Annotated in this window: 19 protein-coding genes; 13 read left to right on the top strand and 6 right to left on the bottom strand. The window is 61.7% G+C overall.

The window, feature by feature from the left end:
• Position 1 precedes the first annotated feature (1 nt).
• A complete protein-coding gene (locus ACF66B_RS00880; protein WP_111428691.1) occupies positions 2-805 on the top strand; it encodes an LOG family protein in 804 nt (267 codons plus the stop codon).
• 1 nt (position 806) lies between these two features.
• Here ACF66B_RS00880 and ACF66B_RS00875 read toward each other — a convergent pair whose 3' ends face one another.
• Both ACF66B_RS00875 and ACF66B_RS00870 read right to left on the bottom strand, forming a co-directional pair.
• On the bottom strand, positions 807-2,495 hold the full coding sequence (locus ACF66B_RS00875; protein WP_111428692.1) for a calcium-binding protein: 1,689 nt from the start codon (positions 2,493-2,495) through the stop codon (positions 807-809).
• A gap of 229 nt (positions 2,496-2,724) precedes the next feature.
• Positions 2,725-3,030: an antibiotic biosynthesis monooxygenase gene (locus ACF66B_RS00870; RefSeq protein ID WP_392663703.1), complete on the bottom strand. Its 306-nt coding sequence runs from the start codon at positions 3,028-3,030 to the stop codon at positions 2,725-2,727.
• Between the two features lie 192 nt (positions 3,031-3,222).
• On the opposite strand from ACF66B_RS00870, the gene ACF66B_RS00865 reads away from it, so the two are divergent.
• The 4 genes from ACF66B_RS00865 to ACF66B_RS00850 all read left to right on the top strand — a co-directional run bounded on the left by ACF66B_RS00865 (position 3,223) and on the right by ACF66B_RS00850 (position 6,633).
• Positions 3,223-3,618, top strand: coding sequence for a DUF2946 family protein (locus ACF66B_RS00865; protein ID WP_392663701.1), 396 nt, complete (start codon positions 3,223-3,225; stop codon positions 3,616-3,618).
• Between the two features lie 103 nt (positions 3,619-3,721).
• Positions 3,722-4,666, top strand: coding sequence for a copper chaperone PCu(A)C (locus tag ACF66B_RS00860; RefSeq protein ID WP_111428953.1), 945 nt, complete (start codon positions 3,722-3,724; stop codon positions 4,664-4,666).
• A 1-nt stretch (position 4,667) separates the two neighbouring features.
• Positions 4,668-5,267 carry an SCO family protein gene (locus ACF66B_RS00855; protein ID WP_392663698.1) on the top strand — a complete coding sequence of 200 codons (600 nt, stop codon included), beginning with the start codon at positions 4,668-4,670 and terminating at the stop codon, positions 5,265-5,267.
• 76 nt (positions 5,268-5,343) lie between these two features.
• Positions 5,344-6,633, top strand: a complete 1,290-nt coding sequence (locus ACF66B_RS00850; protein WP_111428694.1) for an O-acetylhomoserine aminocarboxypropyltransferase/cysteine synthase family protein — start codon at positions 5,344-5,346, stop codon at positions 6,631-6,633.
• A 24-nt stretch (positions 6,634-6,657) separates the two neighbouring features.
• Here the strand turns inward: ACF66B_RS00850 and ACF66B_RS00845 are convergent, their stop codons facing one another.
• Positions 6,658-7,389 carry an SIMPL domain-containing protein gene (locus tag ACF66B_RS00845; protein WP_162683165.1) on the bottom strand — a complete coding sequence of 244 codons (732 nt, stop codon included), beginning with the start codon at positions 7,387-7,389 and terminating at the stop codon, positions 6,658-6,660.
• Positions 7,390-7,534: 145 nt separating this feature from the next.
• On the opposite strand from ACF66B_RS00845, the gene ACF66B_RS00840 reads away from it, so the two are divergent.
• The 8 genes from ACF66B_RS00840 to ACF66B_RS00805 all read left to right on the top strand — a co-directional run bounded on the left by ACF66B_RS00840 (position 7,535) and on the right by ACF66B_RS00805 (position 18,579).
• Complete coding sequence (locus tag ACF66B_RS00840; protein WP_162683166.1) at positions 7,535-9,196, top strand: hypothetical protein; 1,662 nt, start codon at positions 7,535-7,537, stop codon at positions 9,194-9,196.
• A gap of 434 nt (positions 9,197-9,630) precedes the next feature.
• Positions 9,631-12,894, top strand: coding sequence for a calcium-binding protein (locus ACF66B_RS00835; protein ID WP_111428696.1), 3,264 nt, complete (start codon positions 9,631-9,633; stop codon positions 12,892-12,894).
• A 495-nt stretch (positions 12,895-13,389) separates the two neighbouring features.
• Positions 13,390-14,919, top strand: a complete 1,530-nt coding sequence (locus ACF66B_RS00830; RefSeq protein ID WP_111428697.1) for a GMC family oxidoreductase — start codon at positions 13,390-13,392, stop codon at positions 14,917-14,919.
• A 130-nt stretch (positions 14,920-15,049) separates the two neighbouring features.
• Positions 15,050-15,667: a riboflavin synthase gene (locus ACF66B_RS00825; RefSeq protein WP_111428698.1), complete on the top strand. Its 618-nt coding sequence runs from the start codon at positions 15,050-15,052 to the stop codon at positions 15,665-15,667.
• 16 nt (positions 15,668-15,683) lie between these two features.
• Positions 15,684-16,808: a 3,4-dihydroxy-2-butanone-4-phosphate synthase gene (gene ribB / locus ACF66B_RS00820; RefSeq protein WP_111428699.1), complete on the top strand. Its 1,125-nt coding sequence runs from the start codon at positions 15,684-15,686 to the stop codon at positions 16,806-16,808.
• Position 16,809: 1 nt separating this feature from the next.
• Positions 16,810-17,346, top strand: coding sequence for a 6,7-dimethyl-8-ribityllumazine synthase (locus ACF66B_RS00815; RefSeq protein WP_111428700.1), 537 nt, complete (start codon positions 16,810-16,812; stop codon positions 17,344-17,346).
• Position 17,347: 1 nt separating this feature from the next.
• Complete coding sequence (nusB, locus tag ACF66B_RS00810; protein WP_111428701.1) at positions 17,348-17,833, top strand: transcription antitermination factor NusB; 486 nt, start codon at positions 17,348-17,350, stop codon at positions 17,831-17,833.
• The gene (locus tag ACF66B_RS00805; protein WP_111428702.1) at positions 17,830-18,579 is read left to right on the top strand and encodes a hypothetical protein; all 750 of its coding nucleotides are present in this window, start codon (positions 17,830-17,832) and stop codon (positions 18,577-18,579) included. Before nusB ends, ACF66B_RS00805 begins: the two co-directional genes overlap by 4 nt.
• 234 nt (positions 18,580-18,813) lie before the next feature.
• Here ACF66B_RS00805 and rbsK read toward each other — a convergent pair whose 3' ends face one another.
• From rbsK to ACF66B_RS00790, 3 genes are read right to left on the bottom strand one after another with little or no spacing between them, the layout of a single operon-like run.
• Positions 18,814-19,731, bottom strand: a complete 918-nt coding sequence (rbsK, locus tag ACF66B_RS00800; protein WP_392663690.1) for a ribokinase — start codon at positions 19,729-19,731, stop codon at positions 18,814-18,816.
• A gap of 9 nt (positions 19,732-19,740) precedes the next feature.
• The gene (locus ACF66B_RS00795) at positions 19,741-21,966 is read right to left on the bottom strand and encodes a PAS-domain containing protein (RefSeq protein ID WP_111428704.1); all 2,226 of its coding nucleotides are present in this window, start codon (positions 21,964-21,966) and stop codon (positions 19,741-19,743) included.
• Positions 21,963-23,138, bottom strand: a complete 1,176-nt coding sequence (locus tag ACF66B_RS00790) for an FIST N-terminal domain-containing protein (protein WP_162683167.1) — start codon at positions 23,136-23,138, stop codon at positions 21,963-21,965. Before ACF66B_RS00790 ends, ACF66B_RS00795 begins: the two co-directional genes overlap by 4 nt.
• Positions 23,139-23,141 lie beyond the last annotated feature (3 nt).

Below are 23,141 nucleotides of genomic sequence, written 5' to 3'. Positions count from 1 at the left end.
CATGACCGAGCTGAGCCGGCACCAGCGCCGCTTTCCAGACGCCAAAGAAGACCTCCGCCGCACCCGCCGCGTGCCTGCCACGCCGCAGACCCAGAGCCCGAGCTACAGGCTGGCTTTCAACGATACGGATTTTCTCGCGCGCGATGAGCTCCGGCCCGTGCGGCTTCAACTTGAGCTCCTCAAGACGGAAATGTCACTTGCCGAACGCGGGATTGTCTCAACCGTGGCAATGCTTGGCAGCGCACGCATCCGTCCTGAGGGCAGCGCCCTCTCTCACCACTACTCCGAGGCTTGCGAATTTGCCCGGCTCTCTACCCTGCGCGCGCTCGAGAGTGGCAACCGCGAGAATGTCGTCTGCACAGGCGGCGGGCCTGGCATCATGGAAGCCGGCAATCGCGGTGCGACCGAGGCCGGCGGCATCTCCGTCAGCCTCAACATCGTCCTTCCCCACGAGCAGGTACCGAATTCCTACGGCACACCGGAGCTGAGCTTCAACTTTCACTATTTTGCCGTGCGAAAGATGCATTTCCTCATGCGTGCCCGTGCCGTGGCAGTCTTCCCGGGCGGCTTCGGCACGCTCGACGAGTTCTTCGAGACCCTGACCCTTGTGCAGACCCGTCGGATGGCGCCTCTGCCGATCGTGCTCTTCGGCCGGGACTTCTGGGACAAGCTCATCGACTGGGACGTGCTGATCGAGGCGGGCACGATCTCGCCCGACGACACGCGGCTCTTCCACTACGCCGAAAGCGCTGCCGAGGCCTGGGCCTATATCGACGCCTGGAAACGTCCCGGTGCCGAAGAATAGGTCAGACGAAGGCGAAATCGTCTGAGCTCAGCGACCCGGAATAGTCTTCGAGCGTGATGCGGAGCATCGCGTAACCTGGGTCTTCTGCATAGTTGTTCGCCTCGATACCGGTATTGAAGAGCACCGTGGTGTTCGTCACGCCTGCGCTGTCCTCCTTGCGAACATAACTGAGCTCGAAGACGCCCGGCTCGTTGCTCTCGCCGATGAAGGTGGGTGTGAGCCCGTCAGGATTGTCTTCGATCTCGATACAGAACACATCCCCTTCTGCCGTGTCGAAATCACGGATCGACCCCCAATGACCGCGGACCTCCGACAACCAATAACCAAAGTCTCGCGTCGCATTGCTGAAGCGGAACTGATCCGCGCCGGCCCCTCCCTCCATGTCCATGTAGCCAAACCCCGCAACAAGGGTATCGTTGCCCTTCCCGCCATGGAGTTCCTCGCCCGTCGGATCGTAGTAGCTGCGGAAGAAGCTGAACTCGTTGTAGAAGGCCCCGCCGCTGAGGATCAGGTCGTCGCCCGCGCCCCCCTTCAGGATCTCGATGTCCCCATCGGAATAGACTTCCGTTCCACCCTGGATGGTGTCGTTTCCCCCGCCACCGTCGACGACATTCGCCCCGTTCCCGGCCGCGATGAAATTGGCCTTCCCATCGCCGAACACCGTGTCGTCCGTATCTCCGAGCCGGAGGTTCTCGATCGAGACGAGCCGGTCGACCGGCCCGCCCCCATTGCTCCAGCGTGCCTCGCTGGCGACGAGGTCGATCGTCATGTCCTGGCCGTGCCCGATGCCGGAGCCAAAGTGGTACTCTGCATCGACATAGACGGCGGTATCGCGGCCTTCTCCACCCTTCAGCAGGTCCGATCCGTCCTTGAGCGCTCCGGCAAAATCCGGTTCAGGATCGTCTTCCTCGTAACCGAGATCAATCTGCTCCGAGGCCCCGCCCGCAAGCGTATCGTCCCCCGCACCGCCTCGCAGCGTGTCATTGCCGACGCCGCCGACGAGGCTGTCATCGCCCGCGCCGCCGTCGAACCAGTTGGCAGCGTCGTTGCCGATGAGGATGTCGTCGCCCGAGCCCGTCCGCGCCTCCTCGATCGAGACGAGGGTCTCCGCTCCCCAGGGCGTGCCGGGAAAGCTCGCCTTGCCCAGGGCAAGGTCGATCTGCACCGGCCCGGTGTTTTCCGCATAGAGCACGCGGTCGCGCCCCGCCCCGCCGTCGAGGAAATCGTGCCAGCCGCCGCCGTCGAGCGTGTCGTGCCCCGCGCCGCCGAAGAGCCGGTCGTTGCCGTCGCCGCCCTGCAGCAGGTCGTTGCCCGGGCCGCCGCGCAAGTCGTTCTTCGCCGCGTTGCCGATCAGCGTGTCATTGCCCGCACCGGTCTCCACGTTCTCGATCGAGATGAGCGCCTCGTCCGCCCAGGACTGGCCCGGAAAGCGCGCGAAGCCGCGCGAGAGATCGATGCGCACCGGCGTCTTGTTGAAATCGTAGAGCGCCCAGTCGCTCCCCGGCCCACCGTCGAGCAGGTCGTGCCAGCCGCCACCGTCAAGCACATCGTCGCCACCCCGGCCATGGAGCGCATCGTTGCCGTCGAGCCCCCGGATGAAGTCGTTGCCGCCCGTGCCATTCAGCACATCGTTGCCCGCGGTTCCGTCAATACGTGTGTAACCGCCTGCACGGCGCAATGATGAGGCCATTTACCCCCCCCATAACTCGGCGATTTCAGTGCTGTCCGGGCACGCTCCCCCGCAGTGCGCGCCGAAAGCAGAAAATCTCATTAGAATAAATATCTCGATTAATCGGAACGTTAAGGGTCGGCTTGCAGGCATGTCAATAAGCTTGGGAATGCCAGAAACGAACGTCACCAGCGAGGCGCAAGGACGTATGGACAATTCCGCGCTGCTCGAGACGGCCGAAATATCCGCTTCACGGCAGTCGTTCGATTACGACCTCCCCAGAGTGCGGATCGGTCACAGTTCCCCCCTCGGCCAGTTCTTCCAGCATGTCCCTGAAGTCATCAAGCGCTGCAATCATCGTTGGCCGTGTGGCCGCCAAGGCTTCCATGCTGATCCATTTGCCGAGAACCATATACTCATGCTCTCCAGTCCGGATGACCCGAAGCGACGTCATGCCCTCGAAATCCCCGATGTCCCGTTCTCGATGAAAACGCAGCCATTCGGCTTCGCGCTCCGGCTTCACGCGCATCCGCACAATGTTCATGGCAGCCATCATTTTCCCCTCCACTGTCGACAGAAACGCAACGGAGCAGAGTAGCACGAAATGCGCAGTGGCGTTGCGGCAATTCGCGGTATTGTATCCGGATACGCCACCTTGACCTTCCACGCGGCCACCGTTGATATGATCCCAGCTCGCGTCAAATGACGATCGATACAGGTTGCGTGACGCGCGTGGGGAAGAGGCCATATGACCGGAAAGGGGACAAGGGCGTGCGAGGGGGCCAAAGCAGTTCTGCTTTGGCTTTCTCTTATTCCGTTCCTGTTGACCCATCTCATCGCCGAAGGTGCGATGCCACAGAGCAGCCCGGCGGGCTTCACTGTCGTGCTCTGCACCGGCGACGGGCCACTCGAAATCGAGATTGGTCCTGACGGGACACCGCACCCGGTCGCCCCGGACAGCCAACATCATTCTCCGTGTCATTGGGCAACAGGCACACCTGTCTTCCTCGGTCTGGATGCGCCATGGCTCCTGACCGTGGCGCCAGTCGAGATAGCGGCCGATACCGTCGCGAGCGCCGAACTTGAGGCGCATGGCACAGCCCTGCGCTTGCCTCCTCCTCGAGGCCCTCCGCTCCAGATCTGATCCAGTATCGTCAAGATGACCGGAGCCGCGACAGCCATCATTGCGCCTTTGCGGCCCACGATCTTTCCGGCGCAGCCGGACAAACTCGTCCATGGAGTCAGATATGAAACGTGATCCGCAAGTAATGATCAGTGTGAGTACAGCAATGATGTTGTTTGCCGGAATGGCCAGCGCTCATGCCACCCTCACCCCCCCAGAAGCGCAAGTTGGCGCCGCCTACAACGCGGTCATCCGCATTGGCCATGGCTGCGATGGAGAGGCAACCCACACCGTCCGCGTGACCATTCCCGAAGGCTTTTACAATGCAAAGCCCATGCCGAAGCCCGGCTGGACCCTCAAGACCGTGCGCGGTTCCTACACTAAACCCTATGTTTCCCACGGAGTGACCTACGAAGAGGGGGCACAGGAGATCATCTGGTCAGGCGGCTCGCTTCAGGACGACTGGTACGATGAGTTTGCCTTCCTAGGGACGTTCGGACCGGAGCTCGAGGCCGGGGCGGAATTCCACTTCCCGACCGTCCAGACCTGCGATACCGGCCAAGTTGCCTGGACAGAGCGGTCCGCCCTATCCGACGCGCCCGCACCCTCGGTTGTTCTCGCGGCGGCCGACGAGTCAGCGCAGGCCACGCCGATGCATGAGAGCGCCATGCTTGGAGACCTTACATTGACCAACACTTTCGCCTTTGCCACCCTGCCACATTCGCCGGTCGCTGGAGCTTTCCTCACCATTACAAACGACGGAGAAACCAGTGACAAACTTGTCTCCGCCTCTTCCCCCATCGCTGGAATGGTCCAGATACATGAGATGGCAATGGATGGCGATGTCATGAAAATGCGGGAGCTTGCCGATGGCCTGAAACTGCCTGCGGGAGAGACCGTGATGCTGAAGCCCGGCGGCTATCATATCATGCTCATGGACCTCAAGGAGCCGCTTGTCGAAGGCGAGGCGGTCGACATCACGCTGCAGTTCGAGAATGCTGGCACGATTGCCCTTCCCTTCGGCATTCAATCCCGCACTCGCGGCGCCGGTCATGAGATGAAGCACTGATATGACACCGGTTGCATGGAAAATCCTGCGGGCCGTGCTCTACGGCGCGGCTGCGCTCGCTCTCCTCGCAACGCTCTGGTTCCAGGTCGTCGCGCCCCGTATGGGGCCCGACATCGCAAGCGAACTGGGGCGTGGCGATTACCGTCTGACGACCACAGACGGCGAAAGCTTTACCGAGGAAACCCTTCGCGGCGCGCCCTCGGCGGTGTTCTTTGGCTTCACGCACTGCCCCGAGGTTTGCCCGACGACACTGTCCGACATCACGATCTGGCAGGACGATCTCGGCGACAAGGCGAAAGATCTCAGGATCTGGTTTGTCACGGTGGATCCGGAACGCGACAGCCCGCAGATGATGAAGGAGTATCTCGGCTGGGTTCCCGGCGTCACTGGCGTCTCCGGCTCCCCCGAGGACATCGCAAAGGCGGAACGTGCCTTCAGGATCTTCGCCAGAAAGATCCCGCTCGAGAGCGGCGGCTATACGATGGACCACACTGCCTACATCCTGCTTTTCGATGACCACGGCCGTTTTGCCGACCTCATCGGGTATCAGGAGAAGCCCGAGACTGCACTTGCCAAGCTGCGCAAATTGCTCGGGGCCTGATCGCGGGTGGCCGGTTGCCAGAACCGGCGGCCTGCCATAGCTTCCCGCGACCAGTTCGAGGGAGGCTTACCATACCATGACCGAGAGATCGCTTGGCTTCGATACGCTGCAGATTCATGCAGGCGCAAGACCCGATCCGGCAACCGGCGCGCGCCAGACGCCGATCTACCAGACGACCGCTTATGTCTTCCGCGATGCGGATCATGCGGCAGCACTCTTCAACCTGCAGGAAGTTGGCTACATCTACTCGCGGCTGACTAATCCCACCGTCGCCGCCTTTCAGGAGCGTATCGCGGCGCTTGAAGGCGGCGCAGGCGCCGTCTGCACCTCGTCCGGGCACGCAGCGCAGATCATGGCGCTCTTCCCGCTGATGGCGCCGGGGCGCAATGTCATTGCTTCGACTAGACTATATGGCGGCACGGTAACCCAGCTCACGCAGACGATCCGCCGCTTCGGCTGGGAAGCCCGCTTCGTCGATTTTGACGACACTGACGCCATCGAGGCTGCCGCGGACGAGAATACGCGCGCCGTGTTCTGCGAGAGCATCGCAAACCCCGGCGGCTATGTGACAGACATACCTGCCGTCGCGGAGGTCTCGAAGCGGCTTGGCGTGCCGCTCATCGTCGACAATACGTCGGCCACTCCGTGGCTCTGCCGGCCCTTCGATCACGGTGCAGACCTTGTGGTGCACTCGACCACTAAGTATCTGACGGGAAACGGGACCGCGACCGGCGGCGCCGTGGTGGATTCCGGCCGTTTTGACTGGTCCGCGTCGGACAAGTTTCCCAGTCTGACCGAACCCGAACCCGCCTACCACGGCCTGAAGTTTCACGAGACCTTCGGCGCAATGGCATTCACGTTCCACGGAATCGCCATTGGCCTGCGCGATCTCGGCATGACAATGGCACCGCAGACGGCATTCCTGGGCCTTCTCGGAACCGAGACCCTCAGCCTGCGCATGGCGCGCCACGTGGAAAATGCGCAGAAGGTCGCGGCGTGGCTTGAAGCCGATCCGCGCGTGGAATTCGTCACCTATGCCGGACTGCCATCCTCACCCTATCACGACCGGGCGCGGCGGCTTTATCCCAAGGGTGCAGGAGCCCTTTTCACCTTCGCGCTCAAGGGCGGCTATGAATCCTGCGTAAAACTGGTGGATTCGGTTGCGCTCTTCAGTCATGTCGCCAACCTTGGCGACACTCGCTCGCTCATCATCCACTCGGCGTCCACCACCCACCGCCAGCTTTCGCCAGAACAGCAGGAGGCTGCCGGGGCGGGTGCAAATGTTCTGCGGCTCTCGATCGGGATCGAAGACGCCGATGACATCATCGCGGATCTGGATCAGGCCATGGCGAAAGCCACGGTATGATCACCGCCTCCCACCGGCGCGCCCTTAAGGCGCGCCGGTCTCCTCGCTGCCGATCTCGAAGACTACCGTTACCTCCGCGTCGACGTTAAGACTTCCCCGCGCCACAGGCATCGCGAAGGCCGCATCCGCCCGCGGCGCCGCGTTGACGGCATAGGGCTTCGGCATTGCACCACCAGGTTCGCTGATCGATACGATCGGCCCGAGTTTTATGTTCGCAGCATCGGCGTAGAGCGTCGCGCGCGCCATTGCGTCCGCCACAGCTTTGCGCCGCGCCTGCTGCACGACCTCGGAGGGATCTGCGAGGTCAAAGGAAATGCCGTCGATCCTGTTCACGCCCGCTCCGGCAAGCGTATCGACGAGCGCGCCGACAGTATCGATATCATGAAGGGTGAGCGTCAGCATGCTCCGCGCCCGATATCCGGTTATTTCTGTGTCATTTATCCCGCCATCCTCACGCTGGGCGTAAAGCGGATCGAGGCCAAGGCCGGAGGTTTGGCGATCCTTTTCGGCGAGGTCCGCCCCATCAAGGGCGGCAAAGATTGCCTGCAGGCGCTCGCTCATCGCAGCCAGCGCGGCTTCCGCAGTATTCGCGTCAGCCTCCACCCCGAGCGTGAGGAGCGCCACGTCCGGTATGGCAATCTCACTTCCACTACCGGTGACGGTGATAAGTCGCGGCATCTCTTCAGCCGGCGCGGCCTCGAGCATCAGGACCATCGCCAGCGTGGCGGCAATGGTAATCGGAAACGGTTTTCTCATGCTGGGATCCTCCAATGCGATTAGTTCTCCCGATCCGAATGGATTCGCAACTGAAAGTTGTCTCAAGCATATTCGACTCACTGGATTGTCAGATACTTGCGGCCTATAGTGACCATAGGAAACACTCGACGGAGATCGAGGCGTCATGAGCAGTGGAACACCCGCCACGCGAACGTGGCTGAGGATTATTCTGGACAAGGCTGAAATTGCCCTCCTCGCGGCAGGTGCGCGCGATCCGCTTGTGCTTGTCCATCTCGACGATCCGGCGATCGAGGATCGCCTGTGGGATCTGGCCGCGGCCGTGCGTGCACATGGCGGGCCACTGGAAGTCGTGCTGCCTGAATTTGAGATTCGCCGCGGACATCTTGATGCCGCTCTTTCACACGGCAGAGCCCAACGGGCGCGTGCAGCGTTGGCGCGTGCCTCTCTCTCCCTTGCCATGCCCATCGACCACATTGTGGCAGTGGCAGGAACGCCGGACAGCAAGGGCCAAGTCCCGTGGGCTGCGGTGAAACTCGACGTTCTCGCGCAAACTGATGCCTTTCTCGCGCGCTACGGCCTTTCGGCGGACCGGATCTCGGCGCCGGATAGCCTTCCCCCCTTCAGAGAGCGATCGCACCAATCCATCTTCCCCGCTGTCCTAACCCGAGGCAAACCTCTGTTCGCCGGATCGGCCGCAGCGGCAGTTGCATTGGCAATCTTTCTGGGACTTTCCAACACCGCGGAAGAGGACCGCGAACTGCAGACAGAGATCCGGACCGGGCTCCACAACGCAGTGGAGACGGACATGGCTGATGTACCGCCTCCTGACTCGCCGCCACACCGCATGGCAGTGCCTGCCGACATTTTCCCACCGCGGGCGCGACCTGAACGGCTTGCATTGGTGCGCGTGGAACCTCCGCTGGCGGCTCCTGCGCCCACGCGGGTTGCGGAAGTCGCACCGCCGATCGCGCGTATAATTCCTCCGGCTCAGATGTCTGCACCGACGATCACTAAAGCCGCTCGAAACTTTCCTGCCACTCTGCTCAGTGTGCCCGAGCTGAACGCTCCGTCACCACTCGCCCTGCCAGGCACTGGTGAGTCCAAGCTACCGGACCCGGCGATCCCTTCCGAAGTTCTGGCCCAGATCGTCGAGACATTGCCTCGCACGGCGCCCGAGGTTCTCGGCACCACGCGTCTTGCCTCCCTCCGTCCTCTCCACCGGCCGACGATCTCTGATTCCGCCCCGGTGACGAGCCCCAGCACCCCGAGAATGAGCCGCCCACTCCCGCGGCCGGGAGTGAGTAACCAGACCCGTGCTGCAGTCTCTGCGGCGATTACCGACGCTGTAGCCAGTGCCACAGCAGAAGACCTCGGCAGCGGCTCCATCGTGGATCGCCCCAGACCTCGGAACCGTGCGCCTGCCGCGTCGGCAGCAACGGTGTTCCAGCCTCCGGCACCAAGTGTTATCCGCACAGCGCCCCCCGTCGCCAGCACCGCGGCCTTGGCAGCCCCGGCCGATGCAACCTCCAGTCCGCCCACCCTCAAGGTGCAGTCCGCTGTACGCGTTGCGACTGCCACTCCCCCGCCGCAGACGACAGCGACGCGTGTCAATGAGCAGGTTGGTATAGATCCGCGGGAGCTCTCGCTCATCGGTGTCTTTGGCAGCCCGCAGTACAAACGGGCAATCCTCCGTCTGCCCAATGGGCAGATGCGTAAGGTGCGCGCAGGCGACCGGATCGAAGGAAACCGCGTGATCGCCATAAGCGACGACTCTGTTCGCCTGACCGGCAAGGGTCGCGATCAGGTCCTGCGCATGTCGGAATGACAGAAAGATCCTGTCTGGTCCTTGAAAGGCCGCTCTGCACTCGCCCGCAACCCCGAGGATGCGACCGATGATAGCCCGGCGAGCTTGACCGGCGTGAAATCGGAGTGCGGCGCGGACATCTGCAAGCTTTCCAATTCCCGTATCTGCTGACGAAACTGGCACGCTCTTTTCGAACGTGAAAGTTCGCGGCCGGACTCCGCCTCGCAATGAAAGATCAGTTGCGGGATTTCAGCGCCCGGATATTAGTTACCCCATGGCTCTCAGACAACGACTGTCTGGATGTGGCAGGGAGCGAGAACGATGCGCCGAACGACGTCACCTGAGCTGCAAGATCAGCCCGAGTGGCATATGGAAGGCGCACTTCTTTTCCGTCCCCCAGCCACTAGAGAATGGCCGTAACCAACCCGAATAGTGCCCGATGGAGATTCTCTGAAATGGCTTTCTTGACAGGCGACGACTCCGCCGAAACCCTCAGAGGCGGTGACGAATTCGACTATATCTATGGCCGCGGTGGTGCCGACAGCATTCTGGGCGGCTTCAACGGTGACTATCTCTATGGGGAAGATGGCGCTGATACCGTCGATGGCGGCTTCCAGAACGACATGGTATCAGGTGGCGTGGGAAATGACCTTCTGAGAGGCGGGTCCGGCGACGACACTCTCTACGGCAACGCGCTCTACAGTTTTGAGACTGACGCAGGCACTGACACAGCCTATGGCGGACTTGGAGACGACCGGTTCGGAACCTACACGCCCGCTGATGTCCGTGCAGGCGGTGACCGGCTCTTCGGCGAAACCGGCTTCGATATCGTTGGCCTGGATTTCTCCGGACGTTCTGGCGCGGTCACATTCGCTACACCCGACAGCATAGCAACCACTACGATTCTCGGTGGCTTGCGTCTCCTCAGTGTCGAGCGTTTCGACATCACGGGGACTACGGACGACGACAGACTTACCGGAAGCCTTTTCTCCGATACCCTCAACGGCGGTGACGGGAACGACACACTGCGCGGCGGCGGCGGCAACGACTGGCTCAACGGCGGTGACGGCCGTGACAACATTATCGGCCAGGATGGCGCCGACCAAATGGAAGGCGGGGAAGGCGCAGATACGCTCGACGGCGGAAATGGCGCCGACTACGCGTACGGCGGCGATGGCAATGACGTCATCTCGGGCGGCCGGGGCAACGACTATCTCTTAGGGGATCTCTATTACGGCGATGCCACGGGAAATGATCGTATCAGCGGCGGGGACGGGAACGACTACATCTTCGGCAACACCGGAAACGACTCCCTCTCCGGCGACGATGGCGACGACAATCTCTCTGGCGGCAATGGCCTCGACACACTCTCCGGCGGGAATGGCGACGATACTCTGGATGGTGGCACCGGGCGCGACCGCCTGATCGCAGGAGCTGGCAACGACCGGATCGCACACGCCGTTGGAGAAGGCGCTGACGTGATGGATGGGGGTCGCGGCAACGACACCTTCGTGCTCACCGGTCTCTCCGGAACCTTTCGTGCGACAGCTTCCGGCACGCAGAATACGCTCTCCGACGGCGCCAAGATCGTGAACATGGAGACCTATTCGATCAACGGTTTGAACAGCGCCGATCGCATCGTGACGCTCGGAGGCAATGACACGCTCTCTGGCGGCGGTGGCAAAGACACACTCTCGTCAGGTCAGGGCAATGACTTCGTTGCCGGCGGAGCGGGCAACGATTCCCTGATCGGTGGCGGAGGCAGTGACTACATCGATGCAGGTACTGGGCGCGACACCGTCTTGGGCGGAAGCGGTGCCGACAGGATTGATGTAGGCGCAGGCGGACCTGATCGCGTCGAGGCCGGTAGTGGGATCGACTTTATCGAAATCGATCGCTCAAGCCAGAATCGCAACGATTTCGTATTCGACATATCCGGCCGCCGGGCGACACTGAATGACGGAACGGTCGTGCTGGATGGCGAGCAGTTTTCGGTCTCAACCGCAGGCGGAGACGATACCCTCAACGGCAACGGGGCGCTCTACGTCTACTTCGACAGTGGGGCCGGGAACGACCGTCTGACTGGCACATCGGGCACCGACTATCTCAACGCCGGCAGCGGCAACAATGTCGTCAACGGCGGAAATGGTGATGATACGATCTACGCAGAGTTCGGCAACAACCGCATCAGCGCCGGGTCCGGCAACGACAACATCCGCATCAATACGCTGACGAATGCCAGCGACTCCATCAAGGGCCGCTTTACCCTGGATGGTGGAGCTGGGACTGACGTCGCAACAATCAATCGTGAGGGTGCAACTGCAAACCTCACCTTCAAGCTTGCTGCCAGCGCAACGCTCGTCAATGGCGGTGTCACGCTCGAAAGCATCGAGCGAGTCTCCATCACGACGGGCAGCGGCCGCGACCGGCTGACGGGTGGAGCGCTCGCCGACAGCCTGAGCGGAGGCAGCGGAGCCGATACCCTGACGGGGCTAGGTGGCGATGACTGGATTTCAGGCGGAGACGGCAGCGACAAGCTAATCGCCGGCAGCGGCGATGACAGGATATACGGCGACAGCGGCAACGATACCCTTACGGCAGGCGCCGGCAGCGACGAACTCCAAGGCGGCGAAGGTCTGGACAATATCGACGGAGGCGACGGCAACGACACCCTTGCCGGAAACAACTATTACGGCTTCTCCTACGGATCCTACGGCTTCAGCGCCGATGATGGCTCACGCGACGTGCTCACGGCAGGCGCAGGAAACGACGCGCTCTACATCAATCACCTGGATCGCGCCGTGGGCGGTGCCGGTATCGATTACATCTATGTTGATCTTTCAGATACGGCCAATGCGGCGAACTTCGTCTTCTCGAACGGAAATGTCGCGGTAAATGCCAGCACATCCTTCGCTCAGATGGAAGGGCTCGGCTTCAACGGAAGCACACGCGGAGACAAGGTCACTGGCAGTGCGCGCGGCGATATCCTGCTCGGCAATGAGGGCAACGACACGCTGGTGGGCGGTCGGGGCGATGACCAGTTCAATGACGGCGAAGGCAACGACCGGCTTCTTGGCGGCGGCGGCAACGACAACTTCGTACGTTCCGACGGCGACGGCACCGACCTCATGGACGGCGGTGATGGTTTCGATAGCCTGAGCTTCGATTTCTATTCGTCACTCTCTGCTGTCGTCGATCTGGCCAACGGCAACAGAAACGATGGTATCGCTCGAGGCTTGACCCTGAGGTCGATTGAAGCTGTGCACGGCAGCTCGCAGGACGATGATATCCGTGGCAGCGGACGTGCCGAGAGTCTTGCCGGGGGCGGCGCGGGCGACCTTCTGAATGGGCGGGGCGGCAATGACACACTAGAAGGAGGAGCAGGTGCAGATTTGCTCACCGGGGGTTCTGGCGCGGATCATTTCGTATTCGGTTATGATGCGATCGGCTCTGGCGATGACATTACCGATTTCACCCGCGGGACAGACAAACTGGTGCTTGAAGGAGCCGACTTCGGCTTTGACAGTCGCGCCGATTTCAATCTGGTGACCGGCACGTCGCCCAGCGTGACCGGTGGCTTGCCTCAGTTCCTATTCGAAACAGATTCGAGCCGCCTGTGGTATGACGCGGATGGCTCGGGCGGTGATTCTGAGGCCGTGCTCATGGCAACATTGAACGACGTTCACAACCTCACGAAGGCTGACTTCCTCATCACCTAGCGTGCCCGAAGCTTTGCCTTCGGGTGCGCCCGCAGCCGAAGGCTTCAAGCATGAAAGACCAAGTCCCAGTCTGATCGCATGACGGGCCTTGGTACATCTGAATTTTATTTAAAGTTGATTTACATCTTCTCATTCTGAAAATATCCGAAAAATTTCGTCAGTTCATGACGCTATAAACAGATTATTCTTGATTTCATATTTGAGTCGGTCCGGACTACCTTCCGACTGCCAGCAAGTGCATCGGCCGGAGGGGCGACCGAGGCACATACCGGGTTAGGTAACTTGCGCTGGTCGTGAATTTATTGGTTCGAAGGCCTGGAAAGGTACGATCAATGAAGAGCCGCAGGAGCTTTCTCAAAGCATTTCTGACACTTGTCGCAACGCCTGCAACACTTGCGCTTGGCCGCATCATGCCAGCGCACGCTGCAACACAGGAATTTCATGTCGTCAACGGCTGGATCGTCACCGACCACGATCTCGAGGTGTTGAAGAGACATGCTTAGTGACACGCGTAGTGCCGACCGGAGCCTGTTTTCGCAGACCTTCGACATTTGCATCATCGGCGCGGGACCGGCCGGCATCACCCTCGCCCGCCGCCTCGCCAGGAGCGGATGGAACGTTGCCCTCATGGAAGGCGGCGACGTCGATTTCACCGATGAAAGTCAGGATCTCTACATCGGAGAAATCACCGGCATACCCTACACCGATTTGGATGCGGCGCGCCTGCGCTATCTCGGCGGCACCTCCAACCATTGGGGCGGGGCCTGCAGGGAGCTCGACGCCTACGATTTCACGCCCTGGCCCCATATCGCATTGAGTGGCTGGCCGATCTCCAAAAGTGATCTCGATCCTTACCAGCCAGAGGTCAACGACATCCTCGACCTCAAGCCGCCGGCCGGCTTCCCCGATCATCCAATCGATCATGACGAGCACCTCTTCCGCAAGATCGACTACCGGCAATCCGGCCCGACCCGCTTTGGTCCGAAATACAAGGACGAGCTTGTGGCGTCGGACAAGATCCAGCTCGTGCTCAATGCCAATCTCGTCGATCTCCGGCTCGATTCTGAACTCCAGACCGTAACCGAGGCTGTCTTTCGCGGTTATGGTACTGACGATCCAGGCTTTACGGTTCAGGCACGCATCTACTGCCTCTGCTGTGGAGGCATGGAGAATCCACGCATTCTCCTAAATGCCCGGAGTCAGGCCCTGAAAGGCATCGGCAACAACTACGATCTTGTCGGGCGCTACTTCTGCGAGCACCCATTCATCACTGCAGGGGAGATCCTCTTCGAGGAGCCATTTTACGTGCGTGAGGAGTTCGCCCCGACTCCCGCGGTGATCGGCGAGACCCGGATCCTCAACTACAACATGCATGTGGCACCCTGGAGCTACGGCAGCCCCCTATCCCTGCCCAAGGAAGTCGCGCGATCGGCAGCCTGCGCCACCCCGTTTCTCGACCGCCTCGTGACGGAAGTGCTCGGAAAGTCGCTCAAATGCGACAATGATGCTTACGGCATAACCGGCTACCGGGCTAAGCGCGAGGAAGCGTTTCACGGCCGCCTTGACCTCCAGATGGAACAGAGCCTCCTGCCAGGCAACCGCATCATGCTGATCGAGGATACCGATCGTTTCGGCCTCAACAAGATCGCTATGGACTGGAATCTCGGGGCGCTTGATCACCGCACGATACGGGCCGCTGTGATGGGCATCGGCACCCACCTTGCCGCCCACGGCATAGGCCGGGTCAAGGTGCCCGACTGGCTGCTTGACGATGACTGGGACGCTATGGTCAGCTCCGGCTCCATCCGGGGAAGCATGCATCACATGTGCACGACCCGCATGTCGGACAACGCGCGCGAAGGTGTCGTCGATGCGGACTGTCGCATTCACGGCATGACCAATCTCTACGTCGGAGGATCAAGTGTCTTTGCCACGGCCGGGCATGCAACGCCGACCTATACGATCTGCCAGCTCGCGCTCCGACTTGGAGACCATCTGACCCAGGAAGCGGCAAACCCGGCCTGATCCCCGCTAGGGCTGGCAGCAGGCCCCATGCCTGCGGCCATTGCTGCGTGATCCGCAGCCAGATCAAGTCTTGCCCAGACGCCGAACGCGGGATAGGACGCGGACCGTAAGGGGTCTGGATCGCATCATCATGTTCACCGGGATCATTACCGACATCGGCCGGATCGAGAGCCTCGAAGATCGGGGCGATCTGCGCGCGCGCATCGTTTGCCATTATCAGCCCGAGTCGATCGCGCTCGGCGCTTCAATCGCCTGCGATGGCATTTGCCTCACCGTGGTTGATCTGGGCCCCTATGGCGACGGCGCATGGTTCGACGTCGATATCTCCGCGGAGACCCTGTCGAAGACAAACGTGCGCCATGGCCGCACGGCTTGGGCACCGGGCATCGGCATCAACCTCGAGCGCGCGCTCCGGCTTGGCGACGAGCTCGGCGGACACGTGGTATCGGGGCATGTCGATGGGGTGGCAGAGATCGTCTCGGTCAAGCCGGAGGGTGACAGCACACGCGTGACCTTCCGCGCCCCCGATGAACTGGCTCGCTTTATTGCGCCGAAGGGCTCCGTTGCACTCAACGGAACATCGCTCACGGTGAACGAGGTTGATGGCGCCGAATTCGGGGTGAACTTCATCCCCCACACCAAGACAGAGACGACTTGGGGCGACATAGCCCCAGGCGATCTTGTCAATCTCGAGATCGACACGCTGGCCCGCTATGTCGCGCGGCTTGCAGAATACAACGCGGCCTGAGGGAGGAGCGACAGGGATGGAAGATGGTCTCAAGTCGCAGAGCGACGACAGCTTTACCGACGCGATTTCCTCCATCGAGGAGATCATCGACGACGCCCGCAACGGTCGGATGTTCATCCTCGTCGACCATGAGGACCGCGAGAACGAAGGCGATCTGGTGATTCCCGCCCAGATGTGCACGCCCGACGCCGTCAACTTCATGGCGACCCACGGCCGCGGCCTCATCTGCCTCACGCTTCAGGGCGAGCGGCTCGACTCCCTCGGCCTGCCCATGATGGCTCAGGCCAACTCCTCCCGGCATGAAACGGCCTTCACGGTCTCCATCGAAGCCCGCGAAGGCGTAACGACAGGCATCTCGGCGCACGACCGCGCCCGCACTGTCGCAGTGGCGATCGATCCCCGCTCGGGACCGCAGGACATTGCAACCCCGGGGCATGTCTTCCCGCTCCGCGCCCGCGAGGGCGGCGTTCTGGTACGCGCCGGTCATACGGAAGCTGCGGTCGATATCTCCCGGCTCGCCGGACTGAATCCCTCGGGTGTGATCTGCGAGATCATGAACGAGGACGGCACAATGGCGCGACTGCCCGATCTCGTGGCCTTCGCACAGCGCCATGGTCTAAAGATCGGCACGATTTCCGATCTCATTGCCTACCGGCGCCGACACGACAATCTCGTGCGCCGCACGCGAAGCGAAACTGTGACCTCCGAGTTCGGCGGTCAGTGGCATTTGCATGTGTTTTCCGACGTCACCGGCGGCGCCGAGCATATCGTCCTCACCAAGGGCGATCTCACCACGTCAGAGCCTGTCCTCTGTCGCATGCACGCCATCAATCCTATGGAAGACCTGCTCGCCCTTCATCCTGGCCGCTCGCACCAGCTCCGCGATGCAATGCGCACCATCGCAGAGGAAGGACGCGGTGTCGTCGTCCTGCTGCGCGACATGTCGACGAAGCTCGAGATCGGCGATCACGTCAGCCCGCACAAGCTTCGCCAGTACGGTCTCGGCGCTCAGATCCTGAGCTCGCTGGGCCTTACCGAAATTGTGCTGCTCAGCAATTCCCCCAGCCCCAAGGTCGTCGGTCTTGACGGCTATGGCCTCAAGATCATCGGCACCCGGCCGATTCCGACGACGGAGACCTGAAATGGCCAGCCATGAGCAAAAAGATGCCCTGCCGCTTCCAACCTTTGAGCGTCCGACGCGGGTCGCGCTGATCGTCGCGCCGTTTTACCGAGATATCGCCGACAATCTGATCGCCGGTGCGTGCAAGGTACTCGACACGGCAAATGTCGCGCACGAGACCATCGAGGTACCCGGCGCGCTCGAGATCCCGACCACCGTGGCGCTTGCTGCCCGCAGCGGTGAATTCGACGGGTTCGTAGCACTCGGCTGTGTTATCCGCGGCGAGACGACCCACTACGATACCGTCTGCAACGACAGCTCTCGTGGCCTCACGCTGCTCGGGCTCAAGGGGGTTTGCATCGGCAACGGAATTCTTACCGTCGAAAACACCGCGCAGGCGATGGCCCGTGCGCGGCCTTCGGAAATGAACAAGGGCGGCGGTGCAGCGGAGGCCTGTCTTCATCTCATCACGCTTGCCCGCCGTTTTGCGCCCAGCACAACCCCGCTCCCCGAGGGAAGCTTCCGCCTTGCGGGTGAGGTAGATGGAGAATTTGCCTGAGATGAGCGAAACCGTCCGCATCTCGGCTGCGGAGGCCCGGCGCCGACGCTCGGCCGCGCGGTTCTATGCCGTGCAGGCCCTCTTCCAGATGGAAGCAGCCGGCGCCGCTCTCGACGACATCGAGGCCGAGTTCGAGGTTCACCGCATCGGCACCGAAATCGATGGCGTGCCCTATCAGCCCGCCGACCTCGAGCATTTCCGCAATCTTCTGCGCGCGAGTGTGAAGCACCAGGCGCGCATTGACCAGATGACGAACCGGGCGCTTGTCGCGCGTTGGCCGATCGAGCGGATTGACCCGACGGTGCGCGCCGTCTTCCGCGCGGCGGGCGCCGAACTCGTGGCCTGCGACACTCCGCCCAAGGTGACGATCACCGAGTTTGTCGATGTGGCAAAGGCCTTCTTTCCGGACGGCAAGGAAACCAAGTTCGTAAACGCGGTTCTCGATCACATGGCACGCGAGGCGAGACCGAGCGCGTTCGCCTCGTGAGCATCTCGAGTGGAGGCCCGCTTCGGTCCCTGGAGGCCCGACGACTTCTGGCGGAGAGCTTTCGGCTCCTGAGCCAGCATTTTGGTATTTTTCTTCCTCTGGCACTTGCCCCTGCGCTTCTTGAGGAGGCAGCACTTATTGCGCTTCTGCCCGGAGGCGATGCTCAGGCCCCGGACACCTTTACCCCGGGCCTCGCGATAGCGGCGTTCGCCAGCAGTCTTGCGAGTCACATCGTCATCGCACTGGTCACCCTTGCGAGCATCGATTTCATCGCGCAGCGTAACCGCAGCCTCGACACCTACTTGCGCATCACATTCTCGCAAGTGCTACCGATCCTGGTGATTGGCACACTTGTCTCGGTCGTGGCCGGGCTTGCTGCGATCTTCTTCGTCATTCCTGGCCTGTATGTCTATGCCCAGTTCTTCGTCTGGCTGCCATGTCTGCTCTTCGAGCGTGCAGGCTTCGGCTGCCTCAGCCGCGCTCAAAGTCTCACGAGAGGCCATCGCTGGCCGCTCGTTGGCATCCTTCTGATCCTTGCGCTCGTCTTTTTCGGTCTGATGGTATTCCTCGGCCCTGTCTGGACAGCGCTGACAACAGGGCTGCACGGCATATTGGCCGCTCTTCTGAGTGCCGCACTGTCAGGCTTCAGCTACGCAATCATCGGCATCTTCGGCGCCAAGGTCTATCTTCGCCTGCGCTTTCTGGAGGATGGCGAGACACCGGACCGGATTGCCGACGCGCTCTGAATGCAACCTGCCTTGGATGTCAGGCTCACCATCGCAGTAGCCGGAGCGCGAAATGAAAGCGCCCGCCATGGGGGGGCGGGCGCTACCTGATCCGGCCCCCTAAGGGGCAGTCTGACCCGGCTTACGCACTATTACATATATCGATAATGATGCACAAATACTGTGCAACGAATTCCTTAATTTCCGGGAGTGCGGAATGCGTCGCCACGCTAACAGCATTCTGCGACTGCCAGATCAGCCGCGAAGCAGTGCGTCAACTTCTGCACGCGAAGGCATGGAAGCTGCAGCCCCCGGCCGCGTCACAGAAAGTCCCGCGACCGCACAACCGAAGCGGACCGCTTCCAGTGGAGGACGCCCTTCCGCAAGAGCCGCGGCGAAACCCCCATTGAATGCATCTCCCGCCCCTGTCGTGTCGACGACCGGCCCTGCCGAAACCGCCGGAACAATCTGCGAGATCCCTTCTCCGTGAAAGAGTGCCCCCCGCTCACCCAGCGTAAGGATCACCGTCCCGGCGCCCTTCTCTCGCAAGGCATTGGCTGCCGCGCGCGCGCCCTGCAGCCCCTCGACTGAAAGCCCGGTGAGCACAGCCGCCTCGGTTTCATTCGGCGTCAGATAGTCGCACAAACTAATCACCTCCGCCGGGAGGGGCTGGGCAGGCGCCGGATTGAGGAGTGTGGCGACCCCTGCCGCACGTGCAATCTCAAGCCCGCGGACAGCGGCCGCCAAAGGCTGCTCAAGCTGTGTCATGAAGATCGAGGCTCCGGAAATCCGCGCGGCCTCGGCGTCAAGGTCTTCCGCGGCAATTGTCCCCGCCGCCCCTGGCGCAATGATGATCGCATTCTCGCCGGTTGCTTCATCGAGAAAGATAAAGGCCGAACCGGTATGGCTCTCTGGGCAGGAGCGGACCACCGGCGTTACCCCTGCGTCCGCCCATGTCTGTGTTGCCATCTCGGCAAAGGCATCCGCTCCAAGCCGGGTGACGAAAACCGTCTCGGCGCCCATGCGTGCCGCCGCCACTGCTTGGTTCGACCCCTTGCCACCGGGTCCGAGCGCAAAACCAGATCCGAGCAGTGTCTCGCCCAGCCTTGGCAGCCGGGAGGCCCGATACGCCGCGTCCGCAACAAATACCCCGAGGATCACTACCTTACCCATCTGCATATCTCATCCCATCAGGCGACTGGTGGCAGGCACGACACTCGCCAGCAACGCTCTCAGGCGCGCCGGCGCTACGGGTTTGTTCAGAAGCACAACCCCGAGCTGCCGGCACCGCTCGGCCACCTCGTCGGTCCGGTCGGCAGTTACCAGCGCCGCGGGAATGATCCCCTGCGTAGCACGGATCGCGGTGATCGCATCGAGGCCGTTTTTTCCATCATCGAGGTGATAGTCGGCGAGCATGATGTCCGGTGCAATGCCCAGTTCTTGGAGCAGTGCATCTGCATCGGCAAGGCCGCTTGCCTCAAGCGTGCTGACTCCCCAGCTTTCCAGCAGGGCCGTTAGCGCCATGCGGACCACCTTGTCATTCTCGATCACGAGCACGATCAGATCGGCGGGATGCACCTCCTCTGAGGACGGTCTGCCCAGAAGCTCCGATGCCGCTATCTCCTCGCCATCAGCCAGCGCCACGCTGACACGAAACCCGGTGCCACGCCCGACTTCCGAAACGAGATCGAGATCGTGCCCAAGCAGCGCGCAGGCGCGCTCGACAATCGCCAGGCCGAGCCCCATGCCCTCCTCGGCACCTACCGAGGTGCCGAGCCGCTGGAATTCGCGAAAGATCGCCGCGCGCTCGGCCTCGGGAATACCTGGTCCAGTGTCCCACACCTCGATCCGCGCTCGCCCACCACGCCGCCTCACCCCAAGCAACACCTTGCCCGTCCGGGTATAGCGTACCGCATTGGCAAGGAGATTCTGCACGATCCGGCGAAGATAGGACGCATCGCTTCTCACAACGAGCCGGGTCGGCACCACTCGCAAGTCGAGCCGTTTCTGGCGGGCAATCTCGCGGAATTCGCTGCCAAGCTGCGCTAGCACCTGCCCGAGCGGGACGTTGGTAATGGAGAGAGCCGCATTGCCACTATCCAGCCGCGAGATATCTAGAAGCGCCCCGAGAATGCCCTCGACACTTTCGAAAGCGCTCTGAACTCTACGGACCGTGTCGAGAACATCCTCTCCAGCGCTCGAACGCTCAAGCGAGGCAAGAAAGAGCTTCGCAGCCGAAAGCGGCTGGAGGAGATCATGGCTTGCCGCAGCAACAAATCGAGACTTCGAGGCATTCGCGAGTTCAGCTTCGGCCAGCGCCTCCTGAAGCGCGATGGTGCGTTCCTGCACCCGCCGCTCGAGGCCTGCATTTGCCGCGTTCATGGCGATCTGCGCTTCCCGCTCGGCGGTCACATCGGTGAACGAGATCACAAACCCCCGATCCGGCATCTCTTGGCCGAAAACGTCGAGATAGACGTTGTCCCGGGTGTGAAGCTCCATCGTCAACGGCATGCGGGCTTCCGGGCAATCCACCCACTGCCCGAGCCGCCGCGGACCCTCGGTCTCGTCGAAAAGACGCGACCGGCCGAAATGCTCAGAAAATACCGCGAAAGGTGTCCCGACCCGTAGAATTTGGATCGGCGGAGACAGCAGATCGCGGAGCCGCGCGTTCCAGCCCACCAGACGCTGATCCCTGTCGAAGATGCAGATGCCCTGATCGATATGATCAAGCGTCGCGCGGATGAGGCGCGCCTGTTCGTCGAGGAGCTTGTCACGCTCCTGCCGCTCCATCTTGATGAGTTCGGTAATTTCGGTCTGGAGCATTGCCGTGCCCTGACCGGGTGTGCGCTGCTCGCTCACCTGCAACCAGCGATCACCGCTCAGCCTCACATTGAAGTTGACCGACTGCCGCCGATGAGTGGCCAGACGCTGCGTAACCCAATCCTGGCGGCTCATGTCCTCGGGAAAGATGATGAACCGGCTGTGCGAGCAGAACCGTACGTAATCGACGAAATTGAGGCCTGGCCCCAGTTTGTCGGCCACATCGGGAAGAGTCTGGGCAAAACGACTATTGTGCATTACCAGCACATCGTCGCTATCGAACAGCGCGAAACCTTCCTTCACCGCCTCGATCGCATCATAAAGATCCGATCGAGCCCGCTCCGCATCCGACATCGCCTGCGCAAGCCGGGCGTTAGACTCATTCAGAAGCTGGAGTGTCTGCTCGAGATCCCGGGTCCGAGCGCGCACCTCCGCCTCGAGCATGAGCGCACGCTCGAAATTCGCGAAGGCCTCGCCCGAATCTGCTGAGGCCTGTTCGACCCGGCGCATCAAAGCCGAGGCAATCTTCAATAGCTTCTCGTTCTGCCGCTCGAGAGAATCCCGCGGGTTGACGATGGAAAGGTTCAAGCGCCGAAGCTCCGTTCCGGCGGGTAGATCGCCATCCCCGTGAAGGTCTGGTTCACATGCACCGCGCCTGATTGCTCACCGTAGGTATTGAAACCCACCACGCGGTTATCGGCAAGGAGCTGCGATATGACACGGGTCTGCTGCGTCTGCTCGACAACGATCCTGCGAAAGAGACACTCACAGCCAATGATTGCATCGGGCGGCCCACCGCGCGAGATGCTCGCGAGCGCTGACGTCATATGCTGCGCGATATCCGTCGATTCCGCGAGCGTGAGCACCAGTCCCTCGTCGATTGCTGAAAAGAAGACGAGATCGCCATTCTCCTCGACCTTCTGGATCGCGCGCACATGGTGCTGTCCGCCGACATTCACCACCACAGGATAGGCAGAGAAGATGAAGGGTGAGAGATCATTAGGGTCGAGCCCGACAAGCCGAGCATACTCCCGCGCCGCGGGCTCGGCATTTATCTCCCGCACGATTCGGCGCTCGGGAATTGCCCCGGTGACCACCATCTTGACATTCGTTGGCGTGAAGTTATCGAACTTCACCACCTGCACCGGGCAGCGCGAGCGGCAGACAGCGAGCACGGCGGCATCCTCGCGAAAAACGCCATCGACTAGCACATAGGTATGGCCGAACTCCATTCCATCCCCGGCGGAACCTCCGAAGAATGGCATGCCGCCCACTCCGAGACGCAACATCGAAACGACCTGATCCTCGCGTAGCGACATTCCGTCGATTAGCAGGAAGCTGAACTCCCAAGGCCACTCCGGCTGCACCGCGGCAAGCTCCGCACGTGCTCGCACCGCGCTCTGCGCAGCGCGAGCGACGTCTGGCTTGGTAAGACCAAGGATCGGCACTGTGCGGGCGATGATATGACTTGCCCGCAAGGCAACGACCACAACCGAGCCGTCCGTGTAGCCCTCGCGGCAAATCTCCCCGGCTGTCGTGCAACCGATCGTCTCGGTCGCCGGAAAGACCTCCGCTGCGATCGCCGCAATGCGCTCGAGATTTCCCTGCGGCGAGGTAAAAACTGCGAGCAGGCCGCAGCCTGTCTCGCCGAGCTGTGCCTTCACTTCAGCAAATGCCCGCTCGGGCTGATCGGCCGGTGCGCAGGCCGAACAAACGGCACTACGACCCTCCACGCCCGACCGCGTCAGGCGGTCCGGCAAAAG

This window comes from Amaricoccus sp. B4 (assembly GCF_043226085.1).
In the GTDB taxonomy this organism is placed as follows: Bacteria; Pseudomonadota; Alphaproteobacteria; order Rhodobacterales; family Rhodobacteraceae; genus Amaricoccus.
Note: the sequence above shows the minus strand (reverse complement) of the source record. Positions and strands in the feature narration are given on the sequence as shown.